This is a genomic window from Pedobacter ginsengisoli, from assembly GCF_002736205.1.
GTDB lineage: Bacteria > Bacteroidota > Bacteroidia > Sphingobacteriales > Sphingobacteriaceae > Pedobacter > Pedobacter ginsengisoli_A.
The window spans coordinates 4,491,091-4,509,717 of the sequence record NZ_CP024091.1; the positions used below are offsets into that span (position 1 = coordinate 4,491,091).

General features: G+C 37.7%; 22 protein-coding genes. 13 read left to right on the top strand and 9 right to left on the bottom strand.

Going from position 1 to position 18,627, the window contains the following annotated elements; translation table 11 throughout:
• The first annotated feature begins 28 nt into the window (after positions 1-28).
• Positions 29-1,537 (top strand): tetratricopeptide repeat protein, encoded by a 1,509-nt coding sequence (locus CPT03_RS18690; protein WP_099441181.1) that lies wholly within the window; start codon positions 29-31, stop codon positions 1,535-1,537.
• Positions 1,538-1,546: 9 nt separating this feature from the next.
• On the opposite strand, the gene CPT03_RS18695 is transcribed toward CPT03_RS18690, so the two are convergent.
• The 4 genes from CPT03_RS18695 to rsfS all read right to left on the bottom strand — a co-directional run bounded on the left by CPT03_RS18695 (position 1,547) and on the right by rsfS (position 5,899).
• Positions 1,547-2,629, bottom strand: coding sequence for a 3-oxoacyl-ACP synthase III family protein (locus CPT03_RS18695; RefSeq protein WP_099440253.1), 1,083 nt, complete (start codon positions 2,627-2,629; stop codon positions 1,547-1,549).
• 65 nt (positions 2,630-2,694) lie between these two features.
• Positions 2,695-3,339 (bottom strand): lactate utilization protein C, encoded by a 645-nt coding sequence (locus CPT03_RS18700; protein WP_099441182.1) that lies wholly within the window; start codon positions 3,337-3,339, stop codon positions 2,695-2,697.
• A 61-nt stretch (positions 3,340-3,400) separates the two neighbouring features.
• A complete protein-coding gene (gene ftsH / locus CPT03_RS18705; RefSeq protein ID WP_099440254.1) occupies positions 3,401-5,494 on the bottom strand; it encodes an ATP-dependent zinc metalloprotease FtsH in 2,094 nt (697 codons plus the stop codon).
• A 30-nt stretch (positions 5,495-5,524) separates the two neighbouring features.
• Positions 5,525-5,899, bottom strand: coding sequence for a ribosome silencing factor (gene rsfS, locus CPT03_RS18710; protein ID WP_099440255.1), 375 nt, complete (start codon positions 5,897-5,899; stop codon positions 5,525-5,527).
• 41 nt (positions 5,900-5,940) lie between these two features.
• Between rsfS and CPT03_RS18715 the strand changes: the two genes are divergently transcribed.
• The 4 genes from CPT03_RS18715 (at position 5,941) to pfkA (ending at position 10,073) form a co-directional block, all read left to right on the top strand.
• A complete protein-coding gene (locus tag CPT03_RS18715; RefSeq protein ID WP_099440256.1) occupies positions 5,941-6,714 on the top strand; it encodes a biotin--[acetyl-CoA-carboxylase] ligase in 774 nt (257 codons plus the stop codon).
• 26 nt (positions 6,715-6,740) lie between these two features.
• Positions 6,741-7,190, top strand: coding sequence for a protein-disulfide reductase DsbD N-terminal domain-containing protein (locus tag CPT03_RS18720; RefSeq protein WP_099440257.1), 450 nt, complete (start codon positions 6,741-6,743; stop codon positions 7,188-7,190).
• 215 nt (positions 7,191-7,405) lie between these two features.
• Positions 7,406-9,097, top strand: a complete 1,692-nt coding sequence (locus tag CPT03_RS18725; RefSeq protein ID WP_099440258.1) for a protein-disulfide reductase DsbD family protein — start codon at positions 7,406-7,408, stop codon at positions 9,095-9,097.
• Complete coding sequence (gene pfkA / locus CPT03_RS18730; RefSeq protein ID WP_099440259.1) at positions 9,090-10,073, top strand: 6-phosphofructokinase; 984 nt, start codon at positions 9,090-9,092, stop codon at positions 10,071-10,073. The genes CPT03_RS18725 and pfkA overlap by 8 nt, the downstream gene beginning before the upstream one ends.
• A 39-nt stretch (positions 10,074-10,112) precedes the next feature.
• On the opposite strand, the gene CPT03_RS18735 is transcribed toward pfkA, so the two are convergent.
• Positions 10,113-10,433 carry a YbjQ family protein gene (locus CPT03_RS18735; RefSeq protein WP_048908115.1) on the bottom strand — a complete coding sequence of 107 codons (321 nt, stop codon included), beginning with the start codon at positions 10,431-10,433 and terminating at the stop codon, positions 10,113-10,115.
• A gap of 43 nt (positions 10,434-10,476) precedes the next feature.
• Positions 10,477-10,995 (bottom strand): 5' nucleotidase, NT5C type, encoded by a 519-nt coding sequence (locus tag CPT03_RS18740; RefSeq protein ID WP_245869889.1) that lies wholly within the window; start codon positions 10,993-10,995, stop codon positions 10,477-10,479.
• Positions 10,996-11,156: 161 nt separating this feature from the next.
• Between CPT03_RS18740 and CPT03_RS18745 the strand changes: the two genes are divergently transcribed.
• From CPT03_RS18745 to trmD, 3 genes are all read left to right on the top strand, one after another.
• Positions 11,157-11,729 (top strand): 30S ribosomal protein S16, encoded by a 573-nt coding sequence (locus CPT03_RS18745; protein ID WP_099440260.1) that lies wholly within the window; start codon positions 11,157-11,159, stop codon positions 11,727-11,729.
• A gap of 107 nt (positions 11,730-11,836) precedes the next feature.
• The gene (gene rimM, locus CPT03_RS18750) at positions 11,837-12,364 is read left to right on the top strand and encodes a ribosome maturation factor RimM (RefSeq protein ID WP_099440261.1); all 528 of its coding nucleotides are present in this window, start codon (positions 11,837-11,839) and stop codon (positions 12,362-12,364) included.
• A gap of 15 nt (positions 12,365-12,379) precedes the next feature.
• Positions 12,380-13,057: a tRNA (guanosine(37)-N1)-methyltransferase TrmD gene (trmD, locus tag CPT03_RS18755; protein WP_099440262.1), complete on the top strand. Its 678-nt coding sequence runs from the start codon at positions 12,380-12,382 to the stop codon at positions 13,055-13,057.
• On the opposite strand, the gene CPT03_RS18760 is transcribed toward trmD, so the two are convergent.
• Positions 13,054-13,413, bottom strand: coding sequence for a hypothetical protein (locus CPT03_RS18760; protein ID WP_157766494.1), 360 nt, complete (start codon positions 13,411-13,413; stop codon positions 13,054-13,056). The two genes, trmD and CPT03_RS18760, sit on opposite strands and share 4 nt — an antisense overlap.
• A gap of 130 nt (positions 13,414-13,543) precedes the next feature.
• On the opposite strand from CPT03_RS18760, the gene CPT03_RS18765 reads away from it, so the two are divergent.
• From CPT03_RS18765 to CPT03_RS18785, 5 genes are all read left to right on the top strand, one after another.
• The gene (locus CPT03_RS18765; protein ID WP_245869890.1) at positions 13,544-13,852 is read left to right on the top strand and encodes a hypothetical protein; all 309 of its coding nucleotides are present in this window, start codon (positions 13,544-13,546) and stop codon (positions 13,850-13,852) included.
• A gap of 45 nt (positions 13,853-13,897) precedes the next feature.
• Entirely contained in the window at positions 13,898-14,191 is a 294-nt protein-coding gene (locus CPT03_RS18770; protein ID WP_099440264.1) for a hypothetical protein, read from the top strand.
• Between the two features lie 201 nt (positions 14,192-14,392).
• Positions 14,393-14,740, top strand: coding sequence for a 50S ribosomal protein L19 (gene rplS, locus CPT03_RS18775; protein ID WP_099440265.1), 348 nt, complete (start codon positions 14,393-14,395; stop codon positions 14,738-14,740).
• Positions 14,741-14,928: 188 nt separating this feature from the next.
• Complete coding sequence (locus CPT03_RS18780; RefSeq protein ID WP_099440266.1) at positions 14,929-16,155, top strand: Glu/Leu/Phe/Val dehydrogenase dimerization domain-containing protein; 1,227 nt, start codon at positions 14,929-14,931, stop codon at positions 16,153-16,155.
• 3 nt (positions 16,156-16,158) lie between these two features.
• Positions 16,159-17,277 carry a mechanosensitive ion channel family protein gene (locus CPT03_RS18785; RefSeq protein WP_099440267.1) on the top strand — a complete coding sequence of 373 codons (1,119 nt, stop codon included), beginning with the start codon at positions 16,159-16,161 and terminating at the stop codon, positions 17,275-17,277.
• 60 nt (positions 17,278-17,337) lie between these two features.
• Here the strand turns inward: CPT03_RS18785 and CPT03_RS18790 are convergent, their stop codons facing one another.
• Positions 17,338-17,997: a phosphatidylserine decarboxylase family protein gene (locus CPT03_RS18790; protein WP_099440268.1), complete on the bottom strand. Its 660-nt coding sequence runs from the start codon at positions 17,995-17,997 to the stop codon at positions 17,338-17,340.
• 46 nt (positions 17,998-18,043) lie between these two features.
• On the bottom strand, positions 18,044-18,601 hold the full coding sequence (gene hpt, locus CPT03_RS18795) for a hypoxanthine phosphoribosyltransferase (RefSeq protein WP_099440269.1): 558 nt from the start codon (positions 18,599-18,601) through the stop codon (positions 18,044-18,046).
• Positions 18,602-18,627 lie beyond the last annotated feature (26 nt).

The window sequence follows — 18,627 nt, forward strand, 5'->3', positions numbered from 1 at the left end:
ATTTGATTTATTAATTCGTGCCCTGGTTATGAATAAAATTTCCGGTTCTGTTTATAAGTATGTTCTGATTGGCTTTTTGTTGTTCTCGCCAACAGCTATTTATGCAAACTTTGACTTTAATGTTAATTGTTTAAAGGCTTACCAGAGCGTATTTGAACTTAAGCTAAATACAGCAAGACAATTGATTGCTGCTGAAAAAAAGATACATCCCGATAATGGAATTGTTCCGTTGTTAGAGAATTATGTTGATTATTTTTATTTGCTTACAACAGAAAGTAAGAGCGAGTTTGATAGGCTAAAGGAGAATAAATCAAAACGCTTAGATCAGATCGCTGATGGTGATGAGTCATCGCCTTATTATTTATATGCCCAGGCCGAGATAAATTTGCAATGGGCCTTAATTAGAGGGCGTTACGGAGAATATTTTACTGCCGCCAGAGAAATTAAAAAAGCCAACAGCTTATTACAGGACAACAATAAGAAATTTTCAGGATTTGCTTTAAATGCAAAGGGACTAGGGCTTATTAATGCTTTTCTGGGCAATTTACCTGATGGAATTTTAAAAAGCACGCTTTCTACCTTTGGCATAAAGGGGAATTTACAGGCTGGAATAGCTATGCTTGATAAGTTATCGGAAGGCTTGCCAAAATCGAAATTCGAACCATTTTATGAAGAGGTTGTCTTTTATTATGTTTTTGTATTGAACGATATTGCGCATAGCCCTTCGGCTTACAGCAAGACAATGAAATATACAGCCAGGATTTCGGACAGTAGCTTATTAAAAACATATTTACAGGCATTGGTTTGCTCAAGAAACGGGCATAACGATGAGGCAATCCGGATTTTAAATGACAAGCCAACAGGAGCGGAGTACCAATCTTTTCCTTATCTGGAGTTTTTGCAGGGTTCAGCAAAACTTAATAAGCTAGACTATTCATCTGTTCAGAATTTTAATAGGTTTTTGCAGCTAAATAAGGGGGTTAATTACATAAAAGATGCAAACCTGCGCTTAGGCTGGATTGCTTTGTTAAAAGGCGATACAGGGGCTTATACTGTGGCTATGAACAAGGTTAAGTCTACCGGCTATACTTATCAGGAAAAGGATAAGCAGGCGCTTAATGAAGCAGGCGAATCTACTCCAAATAAAGACCTTTTAAAGGCGAGGTTATTATTTGATGGTGGTTATTATAATAATGCGCTGGAGGAGTTAAAAGATGGCAAGGGAGAGGGCTTTGCTTCAGCCAGAGACAAAACAGAATATTATTATCGCCTTGGCCGTATAAATGATGAGCTTGGAAAGGATGATGCTGCACTTGTAAATTATCAGAATGCGATTACTACAGGCAAAACCTTAAGGTATTACTTTGCTGCCAATTCCGCATTGCTAATTGGACGGATTTATGAAAGAAAGGGCAATTTGCCAAAGGCAAAAGCCTTTTTCAATATTGCAATTCAAATGAAGAATCATGATTATGAAAGCAGTATTGAAACACAGGCCAAGGCCGGCATTAAAAGAATTGATAAAAATGCTGACTAAAACTGAGCGCTAAAAGCGGTAAACAAATGCATTGATGTGCATGCCTGCACCAACAGATGCAAATACTGCATATTCGCCCTTTTTAATTTTATAACCTTCTACCTTTTCTTTTAGAACAAGATCCAAAAGCGTCGGAATAGTTGCTACAGAGCTGTTGCCCAGCCACGAGATTGTCATAGGAACCAGGTTTTCGGGTACTGTATCCAGCTCATATAGCTTAAACAACCGTTTCATTATAGCGGTATCCATTTTTCCGTTGGCTTGATGGATAAAGACCGTTTTAATGTCCTTAATGTCTATTCCAGCTTTATCGATAGCTTTTTTAACAACCTGTGGCACATTTATTACTGCAAATTCGTAAAGCTTACGGCCATTCATTTTAAGGTAGGTATTGCCATTGCTTTCGCTCGGGTTATTACTTTTACCCATTACAAGCAACGATGCGTAATCAACAGCAAATGTTTGCGTTTTGTGAGCAATAATACCAAGCTGATTTTCAGATTCCTGAGCTTCAAAAATAACAGCAGCTGCGCCATCAGAGAAAATCATGCTATCGCGGTCATGCGGATCAGTTATTCTGGACAGGGTTTCTGCTCCTATAACCATTACTCTTTTTGCATCGCCACTTTGAATGAGATAATTGGCCTGTATGGCTCCTTGTACCCAGCCCGGACAGCCAAATATAATGTCGTAAGCAACACAATCTGGATTTAGGATGTGCAAAGTTTGCTTAACTTTTGCTGCCAGAGAAGGAAGGATATCCATTCTGTTGCTGCCGTTTTTAACATCACCAAAGTTATGGCAGAAGATAATGTGATCTAATGATTCCTTATCTATTCCGGCATTATCAATTGCCCGTTGAGCAGCAATAGCAGCAATGTCGCTGTTTACAATATCTTTATCTACATAACGCCTTTCCAGAATCTCTGTGATCTCTGCAAATTTATTAATTACTTCGTTGATGTCTTTTTCTAAAGCTACCCCATTATCGTAAAATGTTGAGTTTAAAAAAGCGTCGCCAGAAATGACGTTTTCGGGAATATAGCTGCCTGTGCCTGTAATAACCGAGTGTAAGTTTATTTTGTTGCCCATTATGAACCGCAGACTGTTTTGGTATACGGTTTAAAAATATAACTATTATATCAGAAATAAAAATTTTAAGAGAAATCTTCAATTAAAAATACAAATAATTCTTTAGGACCATGCGCTCCAAGAACCAGGGTCTTCTCGATATCAGCGGTTCTGCTTGGCCCGGTAATGGTGCTTATCATAGAGGGGATTTGGCTGCCATACTTGTCTTTAATAAGCTTAAAAGCATCTTTAAGATCGATTACTAGCTGCCCTGTTCTGGCAATAACAATGTGATGATGAGGGAAAATACTAAGCCTGCGTCCTGCTGCATTTTGGTTAGATACCATTACAGATCCGTTGCGCGCAATTAAGGCTTCGCATAATGTAATTCCTACTTCTGCCAGGTCAAAGTCTTTGTCTGTTTTGTAAAATGGGAATTCGTATTCTGATAAGAGTTCTTGTAATTCAGGCTCCCAGCAGTATATTTTGCGCCAGTTAAAACGCTCTGCAAGTTGAAGGATATTTTCAATAAACTCTATTCCGTTCTCGCAGTAAATAAAGTTTCCGGAAACGGCAGTAAGTTGCTCTGCAAATAATACCTCGGGATATTCTGTGTTCTCTTTATAAAGAGGGGTATCTTCGAGATTTGGATAAGGGTTGTCTCTTTTTTCAAGAAGCGCCTTCCTTATCTTTTTCAGCATTAACTCTTTGGAGGAAATATTTTCTTGCATAAAAAAAGGGATTTGCAGCCATTTCATTTGCGGTGAAATGGCTGCCCCATAAATATTGTAATTAAGACTCTGTATTGGTTGGTGTTATAGAAGCTGAAGGGTCTGTAGTCTCTCCAACGCCTTCATGCAAAAGACCTTCTGCTGCAGGTTTTTGATCGCCTGTACCGTTTACAAACTCATCATAAGTAGTACGGTTATCAAAAGGACGCTTTCCTAAGATTTCTTCAAGATCTGCCTGGAAAAGAATTTCTTTTTCAATCAGTTTCTGCGCAAGTTTCTCTAAGCCTTCTCTTTTATCTGTAAGTAATTGCTTTGTTCTTTCGTAAACATCAGCAATAAGATTACGCACTTCATTATCAATCATTTCAGAGGTTTTTTCTGAATATGGTTTATTAAAGTTGTATTCATTTTGAGGATCGTGAAAAGACACATTACCAATAGTATCGTTCATACCGTAAATAGTTACCATTGCGTATGATAGCTTGGTAATTCTTTCAAGGTCATTCTGAGCTCCTGTAGAGATTTTACCGAAAACGATGTCTTCAGCTACTCTGCCGCCCATTGTCATACACATACCGTCTGTTAATTGCTCGGTTGTGTATAAGAACTGCTCTTTAGGTAAGTATTGTGCATATCCTAAAGCTGCAACACCACGAGGCACTATAGATACTTTTACAAGAGGATCTGCATGTTCAAGGAACCATCCGGCAATTGCGTGGCCGGCTTCGTGATAAGCAACTATTCTTTTCTCCTCAGGAGATATGATTTTGTTTTTCTTCTCTAAGCCTCCAATAACACGGTCAATTGCATCCTGGAAGTCTTGCATGTCAACACTTTCTTTATTTCGACGGGCAGCAATAAGGGCGGCCTCATTACAAACATTGGCAATTTCCGCTCCTGCAAAGCCAGGTGTTTGAGCCGAAAGTTTTTTAGCATCAACTTCTTGTGCTGTTTTGATAGGGGTAAGGTGAACTTTAAAGATTTGCTCACGACCAACCAAATCAGGTTTGTCAATAGAGATTTGTCTGTCAAACCTTCCCGGTCTTAATAACGCTGCATCTAATACATCCGGTCTGTTGGTAGCGGCAAGGATAATGATACCCGAGTCGGTACCGAAACCATCCATTTCAACCAAAAGCTGATTTAAAGTGTTTTCACGCTCGTCATTACCACCCATCATGCTGTTTTTACCACGGGCACGACCAATAGCATCTACCTCATCAATAAATATAATACAAGGTGCCTTGTCTTTAGCCTGCTTAAACAAATCGCGTACACGTGATGCTCCAACACCCACAAACATTTCTACGAAATCAGAACCTGAAAGTGAGAAGAAAGGAACTTGTGCCTCGCCAGCAACGGCTTTGGCCAATAACGTTTTACCAGTACCCGGAGAGCCTACTAATAGTGCTCCTTTCGGTATTTTACCGCCAAGGTTGGTATATTTTTTAGGGTTTTTAAGGAAATCTACAATTTCCATTACCTCTTGTTTTGCTTCTTCAAGACCTGCAACATCATTAAACGTTACGTTTACCTGGCTCTCTTTGTCGAACAGGGTAGCTTTAGATTTTCCGATATTGAAAATCTGACCACCTCCACCACCTGCACCACCGCCCATACGGCGCATAATAAAGATCCAGAAGCCTATGAATAGTAGTACCGGGATAATTACTGTGAAGAACCAGGAGTTAAATGAACTTTGTCTGGTTTCTTTTTCTGCTAAAATCTGCTGATCAGGAGGAAGGTTTTTCTGAGACTCTTTTAACTGAGTATCCAGAGCATCCATTGATCCGGCAGTGAAATAGGCTATAGGACCGGTATTATTAGATCCAAAATTGCTTTTGTTTTGATAGTCTTTGTATTTAGCCTCAGCTAGTCTGTCCTTTTTAATGTATACCTCAATTTTTACGAGATCTTCGTGTTTATAGGCCACTAATTTTTGCACATCACCAGGCAACAACATTTCTTTTTCAAAAACGCGGTAGGTAATTGGCTTGCTGGTATCGGCATTGAATAGGAACTGCAATAATATGAGTCCTAAAATAATAGCTGCATAAACCCAAAAAATATTGAATTTTGAACCTTTTTGAGGCTTCTTCGGAATATTTGGAATTCTCTTTATTAATTTGGGTTTTGTATTCGGGTTCTCTTTCATCGTTATATCAAAAAATGTGGAAGTAAATGATTATGCGCTTTTATAGGAGGTTGCCTGGGCATCGCCCCATAGGTCTTCTATCCCATAAAAGTCTCGCTTTTCAGTTTTAAATATGTGGACAACAACATCTAAATAATCCAAAATTATCCATTCGGCAGCATCTTGTCCTTCTTTGCGCCACGGATTAGTTTTGGTATTCTTATAAACTTCTTCTTCTACGCTGTCGGCAATAGCCTTAACCTGAGTGGCTGAATTAGCGCTGCAGATGATAAAATAATCAGAAACGGAACTGTTAAGGTCTCTTAGGTCCAGGCGCACAATATCATTGCCTTTTTTTTCCTGTATGCCGTGTACGGCTATTTCTGAGAGGTATGTAGAAAGGTTTGCAATTTTCTTTTTTACCATTAAAATGTTTTAATTTTGATAAACAAATATACAATCAACACTTGCAAAATAACACTTTTTCAACATTATTTGTTGGTCAAAATCTTATCAGATTATCAGCGGTTGATTCTACTAATAACTTTTTGAAATTGATGGTGTCAAAATCCGAGCCATTACCAGAAGGAACTGTTATTATGGCAGATAACCAATTTGCTGGTAGAGGACAACAGGAAAACACCTGGTACAGTGAGCCTGGACTAAACCTTACTTTCAGCATATTTCTAAAGCCGGCATTTTTACCTATAAACAAGCAATTTATGCTAAATATAGCGGTTAGCAACGGCATTAACAAGGCTTTAAAGCGCTTTATAGGAGCTGGAATTAAGACCAAATGGCCTAATGATCTGTACTATAATGATAGTAAAATCGGAGGTGTTCTGATAGAAAATAGCATCAGCGGAAGCGCATTTAAATCAAGTATTATTGGCATAGGGGTAAATGTTAACCAGCAAAAATTTGATATTGAGAAGACTAAAGTAGCAACATCGTTATATGAAATTTTACAGCACGATGTTAATTTAATTGACTTATTAGCGGAAATTTGCAGTCATATTGAAAGTCAGTACCTACAGTTAAAGTCAGGAAATTACATTAGCCTGATGAAAACATACCTGGAAAACCTGTACAAATTTAATGAACAGGGATTGTACAGACAGAATGGCGAGGTTTTTGAAGCTACAATAACCGGAGTTACAGAGGAAGGAAAGTTGATTGTTTTAACCTCTGGTACTGAAAAAAGGTATAGCTTTAAGGAGATTGAATTTTTAAAGAATTAGAAACATAAAAATTAAAAAAAGTACAGATGAAAAGAATAGGTTTGGTATTAACGTTAGTTTTATTTACAGTTCTGGGAGCAGTAGCTCAAATTGAAAGGCCTGTTACATGGGCTTACGCAGCTAAGAAAGTAAGTAAAACAGAGGCGATACTTTATATTAAGGCAAATATTGAGGAGGGATGGCACATTTATTCTCAAAATGTAAAACCGGGTGGCCCAACTAAAACAACATTTACTTTTAGCCCTTCTGGCGATTATGCTCTTGTTGGAAAAACTATAGAGCCTAAAGCAATCAACTATTTTGATGAGAATTTTAAAATGAATGTTAGCTATTTTGGTAATGGGGTAACGTTTCAGCAAAAAATTAAATTGAATAAAGGAACTACTGCTGTAAAAGGAAAGGTAGAGTTTATGGTTTGTAACGATAAACAATGTTTACCTCCAGAAGAGGTTAGTTTTAGCATTCCTGTAAAGTAGGATAAATTGATAAATAAAAGGGTGCTTTGGGTTTTTCAAAGCACTTTTTTTGTTTTTGAGCCTTTAAGAGATTATTAGCTCATGGTAAAATTAATGCGCGGAGGCTATAACACAGCCTTTAAGTAAAAAATAATAAGTAATTTCACGCCCTCATCATAAAAATGAATATAACCGAGGGGTTTTTCATGGGTTTTAAATAGGTAATTGGAATACGGATGAAAAAAATACTTTTAATACTGAGCTTGTTCTTTCTTTTTATTGTAAAAATGCAGGCTCAGGATTCAACCGGAACAGATGATTTGGTTTTTACGGAGGTTGGGTCTGCTCAGGATAGTGTGGCAAATAGCATAGCAAAAGATACGGTAAAACAAGATAGTTCAGCTCAGGTTACTGCAACTGTAACGCAGGATAAATCGGTGGCTTCTGCTTCGACTGAAGAGGCTGATCACGAAAAAACACTTTGGCAAACATTTATTGCGGGTCTTGTTGGTGGCTTTTTAGCGTTTTTAATGCCGTGTATTTTTCCAATGGTACCGTTAACGATAAGCTATTTTACCAAAAGAGCTGGAAGTAAAAACAAAGGAATTGGCCAGGCGGTTATTTATGGCCTTTCAATAATTGTTATTTATGTAGCATTTGGATTATTGATTACGGTATTATTCGGATCAGCGGGGTTAAATGCATTGAGCAGCAGCGGGCTGTTTAATTTCTTTTTCTTTGTATTGCTGGTTGTTTTTGCCATTTCCTTTTTTGGTGCATTTGAGATCACATTGCCAAGTTCTTTCGTTAATAAAATTGATAATAAAGCCGATAACAGTAAGGGGCTTGGGGGCATATTTTTTATGGCGGCTTCGCTGGCGCTGGTTTCATTTTCTTGTACTGGACCTATTATAGGAACTTTGCTTGTTGATGCAAGTTCGAAAGGCGAGTTACTTGCTCCGGCTGTAGGAATGTTTGGCTTTTCGCTGGCTTTAGCGCTTCCGTTTACACTTTCAGCAATTTTCCCAGGTTTTTTAAGCAGCATGCCTAAGTCTGGCGGTTGGTTAAATAGTGTGAAAGTTTGCCTTGGTTTCCTGGAACTTGCTTTGGCATTGAAATTTCTTTCGGCTGCTGATTTGGTTTGGCACTGGGAATGGTTTGACAGAGAGGTTTTTCTGGTACTATGGATAGTTATTTTCGTTTTGATGGGCTTTTATTTACTTGGAAAGCTCAAATTTTCTCATGATAGTGACCTGCCATATGTTTCGGTACCGAGATTATTTCTTGCAATACTTTCATTTTCGTTTGCGGTTTATATGGTTCCTGGCCTTTGGGGAGCACCAGTAAGTGTTTTAAGTGGCCTTGCCCCGCCAATGAATACACAGGATTTTATTCTTAACGGGAACGGATCTGCCCAGGTAAAGACAGATAGTGAGTTTCCTTCAAAAGTGAAATACGATGATGTATTTAAAAAACCAATCGGGTTTACTCCATTCTTTGATCTGGAAGAAGGACTGGCTTATGCAAAAAAGGTAAATAAACCGGTGATGATAGACTTTACAGGATGGTCGTGCGTTAATTGCCGAAAAATGGAAGACAACATATGGATTGATGCAGAAGTTGGTCGTATTATTAACGAATATGTGTTAATTCAACTATATGTTGATGAACGTAAAATTAAAATGCCAAAGGAAAAAGTTCACTATTCAGAGATTCTGAGGACAACAACAGATGATTTGGGTAAATGGAATGGCGATTTCCAGGCTACAAAATATGGATCTAACTCTCAGCCTTTCTATGTATTGGCGGGACATGATTTAATTCCCTTAGTTAAACCACAGGGAGCAGTTTTTGATGCAAAAGAATATGCTGCATATTTACAAAGTGGTTTAGATAAATTCAAACAAGCTGAAAAACCAAATGAATAAGATTAAAAACATAGGTGTATTAACATCTGGAGGCGATGCTCCCGGAATGAACGCTGCGATAAGAGCGGTTGTAAGGGCGGCAATTTACTACGATTTACAGGTTACCGGTATTCTGAGAGGCTACGAAGGATTGATAAATGGCGACTTTATTGAAATGGACCGTAAGTCTGTTGCAAATATCATTCAACGCGGGGGTACCATTTTAAAAACGGCAAGAAGCGATTCATTCCGAACCAAAGAGGGTAGAGAGGAAGCGTACAACCAATTAAAGAAAAATAACATTGATGCATTAATTGTTATTGGCGGAGATGGGACTTTTACAGGAGCTGATTTGTTTACTCATGAGTTTAATTTCCCTGTTGTAGGTTTGCCTGGAACTATTGATAATGATCTTGAAGGTACAGATTTTACTATAGGTTACGATACAGCAATTAATACGGTTATTAATGCTGTAGATAAAATAAGGGATACTGCAGAATCGCATGATCGTTTGTTTATTGTAGAGGTTATGGGGCGTGATTCTGGACTTATTGCCTTAAGAAGTGGAATTGGTGTTGGTGCAGAAGCCATTATGATACCTGAGGCTAATATGGGGATAGACGGATTAATTACGCGACTTGAAACCGGACGTAAGGATAAAGCCTCGAAAATAATTATTGTTGCTGAGGGTGATGAGATTGGGGGTGGTTTTAATGTTGGTGAAGCATTGAAAAAGAAATTCCCTTCGTACGACATCCGTGTTTCTGTATTGGGACACATTCAGCGTGGTGGTAAGCCAAGCTGCATGGACCGGGTATTGGCTAGCCGTTTAGGTGTTGTTGCGGTAGAAGGGTTATTAGCTGGACAAACAGGCGTGATGGTTGGTCAAAAGAATAAGGAAATTCTTTTTACACCGTTTAACCATGCAATAAAGCATATTGATGTAAAGGAAATTAGTCCGGCCTGGTTAAAGCTGGTAGAAATATTATCATTATAATACTCAAAGGCCCTAAAATTTTTAGGGCCTTTGTTTTTGTTATTCAATTACTACCGCAGTTCCTGTTGCAGCAACCATTAGCATGCTGCCTCCGCTACCTACTGTTTCATAATCCAAATCAACGCCTATTATTGCGTTAGCGCCCATAGCTGCTGCGTATTGCTGCATTTCGTTAATTGCTGTATTTTTTCCTTCTCTTAATACTTGTTCGTATGATCCTGATCTGCCCCCAACGATATCTCGTATTCCGGCAAACAGATCTTTAAAAATATTGGCGCCGATAATGGTTTCGCCACTTACAAGGCCTATGTACTTAACTACTTTCTTGCCTTCTACTGAATTGGTTGTTGTAATTAACATCTTTTAATTGGTTTTTAGGTTTGATGATGATTTTGAAAATTTGTTACAATAATTTCTCAAGAACCTGTTCCCACGTGTCTACACGTTCATATTCTTTTAAGAGTAAGTTGTGAGGTGATGAGAATAGGAGTTTCCTGCCTTTAAAGCCTATAAAGTTTTTCGCCCTATCGTCAATCATTACATCTACATCCACAATTTTATCTCCACAAAACATGATGTTTCTCCAGGTAATAAAAGGGAAGTGATCTGCCAGCCAATCGAGCTTATCTTCAAGAGAGTTTCTGAATTCTGTAGCTGCTGAAACGATGTACACATCGTGGTGTTCCTGTAGTTTTTTTACAGCTTCTACACTGCCTTCAATGAGCCTAAGATCTCTGAAAAAGCCCTTTTCATTAATGTATTCGAACCATTTGTTGTTAATGTGTTCAGGCATATGGTGGTAAACTTCGTTTCCGGGCTCAATAATTAAGTCGAGCGGGATTCCGTAGTCACGGTTATAAAGTTGTATAAACTTATGTATCGGATCGGCTAAAACCTCGTCCATGTCTATGGCTATTCTCATTTGTATATCGTTTGTTCCAAATATCTTTATTTGGGCAGATAATAGTGTTAAATGAATTTAAAATTATTGCATCTTGTTAATCATTAGTATTTTACTTACTTTTGCAACCCCGCAAGCATGAAGCTCCGGGAACTATGTTGAATACATAAACTAAAAGAGAAATGGCAACTAAAATCAGATTGCAAAGATTCGGTAAAAAAGGTAAACCTTTTTTCCACGTTGTGGTAGCGGATTCACGCTCACCAAGAGATGGTAAATTCATTGAGCGTTTAGGTTCATACAACCCAAACACCAATCCAGCTACTATCGAAATTAACTTTGACAAAACGTTAGACTGGGTAAACAAAGGTGCACAACCTACGGATACTTGTCGTGCTATCCTTTCTTACAAAGGTGTTTTATACAAAAAACACTTAGAAGGTGGTGTTAAAAAAGGTGCTTTAACCGCAGAACAGGCAGAGGCTAAATTTGCAGAATGGTTAAGCGCTAAAGACGGTAGAATTGAAGGTAAAAAAGACAGCTTAACTAAATCGAAAGAAGAAGTTAAAAAAGCTGCTCTAGCTGCTGAGGCTAAGAAAAATGCGGACCGTGCTGCTGCCCTTGCAATTAAAAATGCACCGGTAGAAGAGGTTGTGGAAGAAGAAGTTGTTGAAGAAGCTCCAGTAGCTGAAGCTGCAACTGAAGAGGCTCCTGCAGCAGAAGCTACAGAAGAAAGCAAAGAAGAAGAAGCATAGTATTTTTGTTATTCTGAATAATAGCGAAGAATCTTTAATATGATTTCTTCGCTATTTTTTTTACTTACCATTTTTGCGAAAGATTTATTATTGAAATACATATACCAATGAAGATAGAGGAAGCATTTTATATAGGGTACATTACCAAAACAAAAGGATTAAAAGGAGAGGTTCAGCTATTTTTTGAATACGACGAGCCTGATTTGTTGGATCTGGATGTGGTTTTTGTAGATATAAATGGTAAACTGGTACCTTTCTTTGTGTCTTCGTGTAAGCTTCAGACCAATAATACAGGGAATTTCTATTTTGATGACATTGATCATATAGATAAAGCCCAACCTCTTTTAAGAAAAAAAGTTTATTTGCCTTTAACAAAAATGCCTGACCGTTCTGATGATGATTTTCATTATAATGATTTGAAGGGCTTTGTTGTTTTTGATGAAACTCATGGAGAGCTGGGTGAGATTATTGAGGTAAATGAATACCCTCAGCAATTTGTTGCAACCGTGGCTTATCAAAACAAAGAAATCCTGTTTCCGCTTAATGATGATATGATTGTTGAGATTGATGAAGATGAAGGTACTATGCTTGTCGATTTGCCTGAAGGCTTATTAGATATATATATTAATCCTTAATTTTATCTTTGCACCATGCGTTTTGACATAATAACTGTTTTGCCGGCTCTTTTGGATAGCCCTTTTGCCCACTCTATTTTGCAACGTGCTCAAAAGAAGGGAATTGCTGAAATTGTGGTTCACAACCTTAGGGATTATGCCGCAAATAAGCAGAAAAGTGTTGATGATTATCCTTATGGTGGCGGTAGCGGTATGGTGATGTCTATTGAGCCTTTTGCAAGGTGTATAGAAAGCTTAAAGGCAGAACGGGATTATGATGAAGTGATTTTTATGAGTCCTGATGGTGTGACCTTTAACCAAACCATTGCGAACGAATTATCGGGAAGGGGCAACATTATGATTTTATGCGGCCATTATAAAGGTATAGATCAACGTGTAAGGGATTTATTTGTTACCCGTGAGATTTCTATTGGCGATTATGTTTTGTCGGGAGGAGAGCTCCCTGCGGCTGTATTGGTTGATGCGATTGTTAGGTTAATACCAGGTGTTTTGAACGATGAAACATCTGCGTTGTCTGACAGTTTTCAGGGGGAGTTGCTGGACGCGCCAGTTTACACCCGGCCGGCTGATTGGAACGGGCATAAAGTTCCTGATGTTCTGTTGAGCGGACATGAGGCAAAGATTAATGAATGGCGCCATGAACAGGCTTTAGCCAGAACACAACAACGCCGACCTGATTTGCTTGAAGATTAGTCTTCTTTGCTAAGCAGTGAAATAATTTTGTCCTTATCTTTTATCTGATCTTTTAGTGCCGTAAGCATCTCTTTGCAGTTTTTAAGGTTGTTTTTCAGATTATTATATTCTCCTTTTTGTTCACCTACGAGGCTTTCTATGGACTGGCTTTTGTATGGTATTGCTGTTGCCTGAAAAAATGCGGCAGGAGGCACATCAAGGATTTTTGAAAGGGTTATAATGTCATTATATTTAATTGAACCCTTTGTTAAGCTCAGTTTTAGGCCATCGAAGGTCTTACCCATTTCTGCTGCAAGCCAGGTCATAGACCTGTCTTTTTCTTTGAGTAGCTCGTCGACAATACTCTTTAATACCATAAAAAAATTCGTATAAATTTGGCTTACACCTAAAATATTTAGTATATTTATGCTATAAAATTATGAATAGCAATACATTTTTTTGATAAAAATACAAAAAATAAGTGTAACCAAACTAAACTAGCTAAGTATGAAAAAAGTAAAGATCAGCGATAGCGCTGTAAGGAAGTACAAGATTAATGAATGTTTACTTAAAAGATCGATTGATCACCATCGCGTAGCAATTAGAAAAATTCCAAACTATATGGGGATTTCGCTTAATACCTTGCATAATTACCGGAATATTCTTTTTAACGACCCTCAGGATATTCCCCACGAAATTGTAGTGTTGTTTGAACAGTTGTTTGAGCTGCAGCCCGGTGGATTACTGAATAAGCCGATAAGGGGTAAAACATTGGATGACCTTATAAATTCAGAGCTGCCACAAAAAGGGAAATGATGATATCCTTAAAACCATAAAACTAACTAACAACATCATTATATCATGAAAGAGCAAAGAAAATATAAAATTGATGAAGCCATTAGGCAGTTGAATTTGCCAAATTATAAGGCGGCTTTAAGAATTATTCCGCGTGAGCTGGGAATTGCTTCTAATACTTTTCATAATTATAGGAAGCTAAAGATTACTGATAAAGCTGATATTCCATACGAGATGGTAAGAAAACTGGAGATTATGTTTAAGATGAAGATAGGAGAGCTGGCCAATTCACAACCTTGTTGTGATGATTTGACTGTTTTGATAACTGAATACCATAATCTTGAATCTGTTAGCGCTTAGCAAAGAAGGGCATGTAAAGATTATTTACGGGCTTTAATTGTATGAATAAGTGTGCTGAAGAATAGGCCGGTTAACTTTTGAATATGTGGAAATAATAAAGAATGTGGAAAAAAATAAAAATCGCTTTTATTTCTAAAATAAAATTCCTAATATTGCAGTCCGATTTTAAACAACAAAAAATCGGCTTAATAGCTTAAAATCATGGATTTAGTAAAATTTGTTGAAGAGCAGGTAATCGCAAAAAATGAGTTTCCTGCATTCAAATCAGGAGATACAGTGAGTGTTCACTATAAAATTCGCGAAGGTAATAAAGAACGTGTTCAAATTTACCAAGGTGTAGTATTACAACGTAATAGCGTTGGTGCGAATGAAACGTTTACCGTTCGTAAAATCTCTAACGGTGTTGGTGTTGAACGTATCTTCCCGATAAATTCTCCAAACATCGCTAAAGTTGAGGTTAACAGTCACGGTAAAGTTCGCAGATCGAAATTATTCTATCTACGCGAATTAACTGGTAAAGCAGCTCGTATCAAATCTAAAAGAGTTTAATCTTTTTAGACAAAACATAATAGCCTTCCCGATTATATCGGGGAGGTTTTTTTGTTTGCGCTAGCGCGATTCTGTGCTACTGGTAATTGCCAGGGTCTGACATTATTTTTAATAGTGAATTGTAAATGCTTAGCTCCTTTTTGTCTAAGTTTGTTACAACTAACTTTATCCGGATTTAACTGGAATTTATGAAAGAGCTATTAAAAAAATTTGAAGACAAGCCACCTGAGATTGTTTTTGAGTGGAAAGACAGAGAGTCTGAAGCTGAAGGCTGGGTGGTTATTAATTCTTTACGTGGTGGAGCTGCCGGCGGTGGTACCCGAATGCGAAAGGGACTTGACAAGAGGGAAGTTGAGTCGTTAGCAAAAACAATGGAAGTGAAATTTACTGTGTCAGGCCCGCCAATTGGAGGAGCTAAGTCGGGCATAAATTTCGATCCTTCAGATCCCCGGAAAACCCAGGTTCTTGAACGTTGGTATAAAGCTGTAATGCCCTTGCTAAAGAACTATTATGGTACCGGAGGAGACCTAAATATAGACGAGATTCATGAAGTTATTCCTATAACTGAAAATTATGGCTTGTGGCACCCTCAGGAAGGGGTGATCAGCGGACATTATCAAGCACGGGAGAATGAACGGATTCATCAGATAGGGCAGCTGCGCTATGGTGTTTCGAAGGTGCTTGAAGATTTAAACTATACTCCTGATATTAAAAGAAAATATAAGGTTGCCGACATGATTACCGGCTATGGGGTTGCGGAATCAATCGGACATTTTTATAAAATTTGGGGAGGCAATTTAAGGGGTAAAAGAGCTATTATTCAGGGATGGGGGAATGTTGCTGCTGCGGCAGGATATTACCTTGCTCAAAACGGCGTAAAAATTGTTGGGATAATTGACCGGATTGGTGGTTTAATTAATACCGAAGGTTTCACTGTCGAAGAAGTTGTAGGTTTATTTAATAGTAGAACCGGAAATACATTGATATCGCCATCATTAATACCTTTTGATGAAGCTAATAAGGAGATTTGGAATATTGGCGCAGAAATATTTGTTCCTGCTGCGGCTTCTCGTCTTGTAAAGCAAGAAGAGGTAGATCAGTTGATTGCTGGCGGCCTTCAGGTTATTGCGTGCGGTGCAAACGTCCCTTTTGCTGATAAAGAGATTTTTTTTGGCAGTATTATGGAACACGCGGATAGCCATGTTGCAGTTATTCCTGATTTTATTTCCAATTGCGGTATGGCAAGAGTATTTGCATACTTAATGCAAAAAAATGTTGAAATGAGTGATGACGCTATTTTTTCGGATGCGTCTGATATAATTTATAAAGCAATGAAGGCTGTTCATCAACATTCGGAGGCTAAAACGGGGCTATCAAAAACGGCATTTGAAATCGCACTAAAACAACTTGTATAAACTATGGATATTAATATTTTCGATCAGGTATTTTGGGGGAACACAGTAAAGCAATACTGCTTTTTTGTAGGGTTCATTTTATTGGGACTGCTTTTTAAAAGATTGGTATCACGTCTGTTTAGTCTTTTAATTTTTACGGCATTTAAAAAATTTGCCGAAGATATTAAAGACGATACGTTTGTAGCGCTGCTGTTAAAACCAATTGAATCTTTTATCACGTTTTGTACGCTTTATCTTGCCGTAAATCAATTAAAATTTCCGCTTGATGTAGTAATGTGGCACCGAACAAAATCTAAGCTCCAGGTGACTATTGGTGATTGTATTGATAAGATTTTTTTGTTCCTTATCATCCTGTCTATTTTTTGGATTATTTTAAGGATAATTGATTTTATAGCCCACGTTTTAAAGTACAAGGCATCGTTAACTAATAATAAGGCTGATGACCAATTAATTCCCTTTCTAAAGGAGCTTACAAAAACATTAATCTGCTTTTTAGGCTTCTTTGTGCTACTCGGGTTTGTTTTTGAAATTAATGTATTAACATTAATTACCGGTTTGGGTATTGGTGGTATAGCCATAGCTTTAGCTGCTAAGGAAAGCCTGGAAAATTTAATAGGTTCTTTTACAATTTTCCTGGATAAACCATTTACTGTTGGTGATGTTGTTAAAGTAGATGGAATTGAAGGGACTATTGAAAAGGTCGGTTTTAGAAGTACCTGGTTGATAAGCCCAGACAAGACGACCATTGTTATTCCTAACAGGGCCATGATTGATGGGGTATTGGAGAATGTTACATTAAGAAATTACAGAAGGGTAAACTTCCAGATAGGGTTAACCTACGAAACTAAGAGCGAGGATGTAAAGAAAATTGTATCTGCCATTAATGAGTATTTAAAGGGTAATCGAAATACGAAAGATGGCTATGCGACTTTTGATAATTTTGGTGATTTTGCATTGCATGTACAGGTTGTGTATCTGGTAATAAATATGGAACATAGCCAGTATGTTAAAGTAAAAGAAGAGATTAATTTTAAGCTTATCGAAATAGTAGAAACCTATAAATCTGAGTTTGCTTATCCAACGCAGAGGTCGGTAACCGATGCCCCGGCTATTGAAAAATAAGCCTATAAAAAAAGCGGCCTGATCATTTGATCAGGCCGCTTTTTTTATAGGTAATACTCTTTAAGAAAGTTCAGCTAATACGGTAATTCCTCCCTTAACAACCTGATCAAGTTCAAGGTTAACTTTGGTGCCAACCGGTAAAAATATGTCTACTCTTGAGCCAAATTTAATAAAGCCAAATTGCTCAGTTTGTTGAACGTTATCTCCTTCTTTAACATACCAAACAATGCGTCTTGCAAGTGCACCTGCAATTTGTCTGAACAATACTGGCGTGCCATTTTTATGTTCAACAACAACGGTTGTACGTTCGTTTTCTGTCGATGATTTAGGGTTCCATGCGGCCAGATACTTACCCGGATGGTATTTGAAAAATTTAACAACTCCTGAGATAGGATTTCTGTTAATGTGTACGTTTACGGGTGACATAAATATGGATACCTGTAGTCTCTTATCTTTAAAATATTCACCTTCTTCGGTCTCTTCAATTACTACAACTTTGCCATCAGCAGGGCAAATTACAAGGTTATCACCAGTAGTAAATGTGCGGCTGGGGTTTCTGAAGAACTGCAGTACAATGACAAACAGTGCAAAAGAAAAAATATAAATGAACCACCTTAGCCAGGTAAGGTCTGCAAATTTATAGTCAACAACTGCATTAATTATAAAAATGAAGAGTAGTGATACTGCTATTGTGGTATATCCTTCTTTGTGTATGGTCATTCTTTTAGTAATATGTTTGATGCAAAATTGGGAAAAAAATATCGGATTACGGTAATTGAGGGGTAACAGATTTGGCCCTGTAAATATCTTTAAGGTTTCGCCCAAGGCCGTTGTAGTCTAAGCCATAGCCAACAACAAATTCATTAGTGAGTTCAAAACCTACATATTCCAATTCATTAATTGGACTTTTTAGTGCGGCCGGTTTTAATAATAAGGAGCATACTTTAACAGAAGCAGGATTTTGTTTGTATACTTCATTAAGGATATAGCTAAGGGTAAGTCCGGTGTCAACAATGTCTTCAATAAGGATAATATCCCTGTTCTCAAGGTCATTAGGCAGGCCAAATGTCTCTCTGATATTGCCGCTACTTTCTGTGCCCTCATAAGATGAGACCTTTATAAATCCGATTTCGCAGGATATAGTAATTTCTTTCAGAAGATCGGCCATAAACAGAAAGCTGCCGTTCAATACGCCAATAAATATAGGGCAGCGATCTTCGTAGTCCACATTTATTTGAATACCAATTAAGCGTGTTCGTTTGGCAATATTCTCATTTTGAATTAATATTTCGAATTCTTTATCGTCTATCTGAATGTTATTCATAAGTAATATATTAACCAATAAATGGA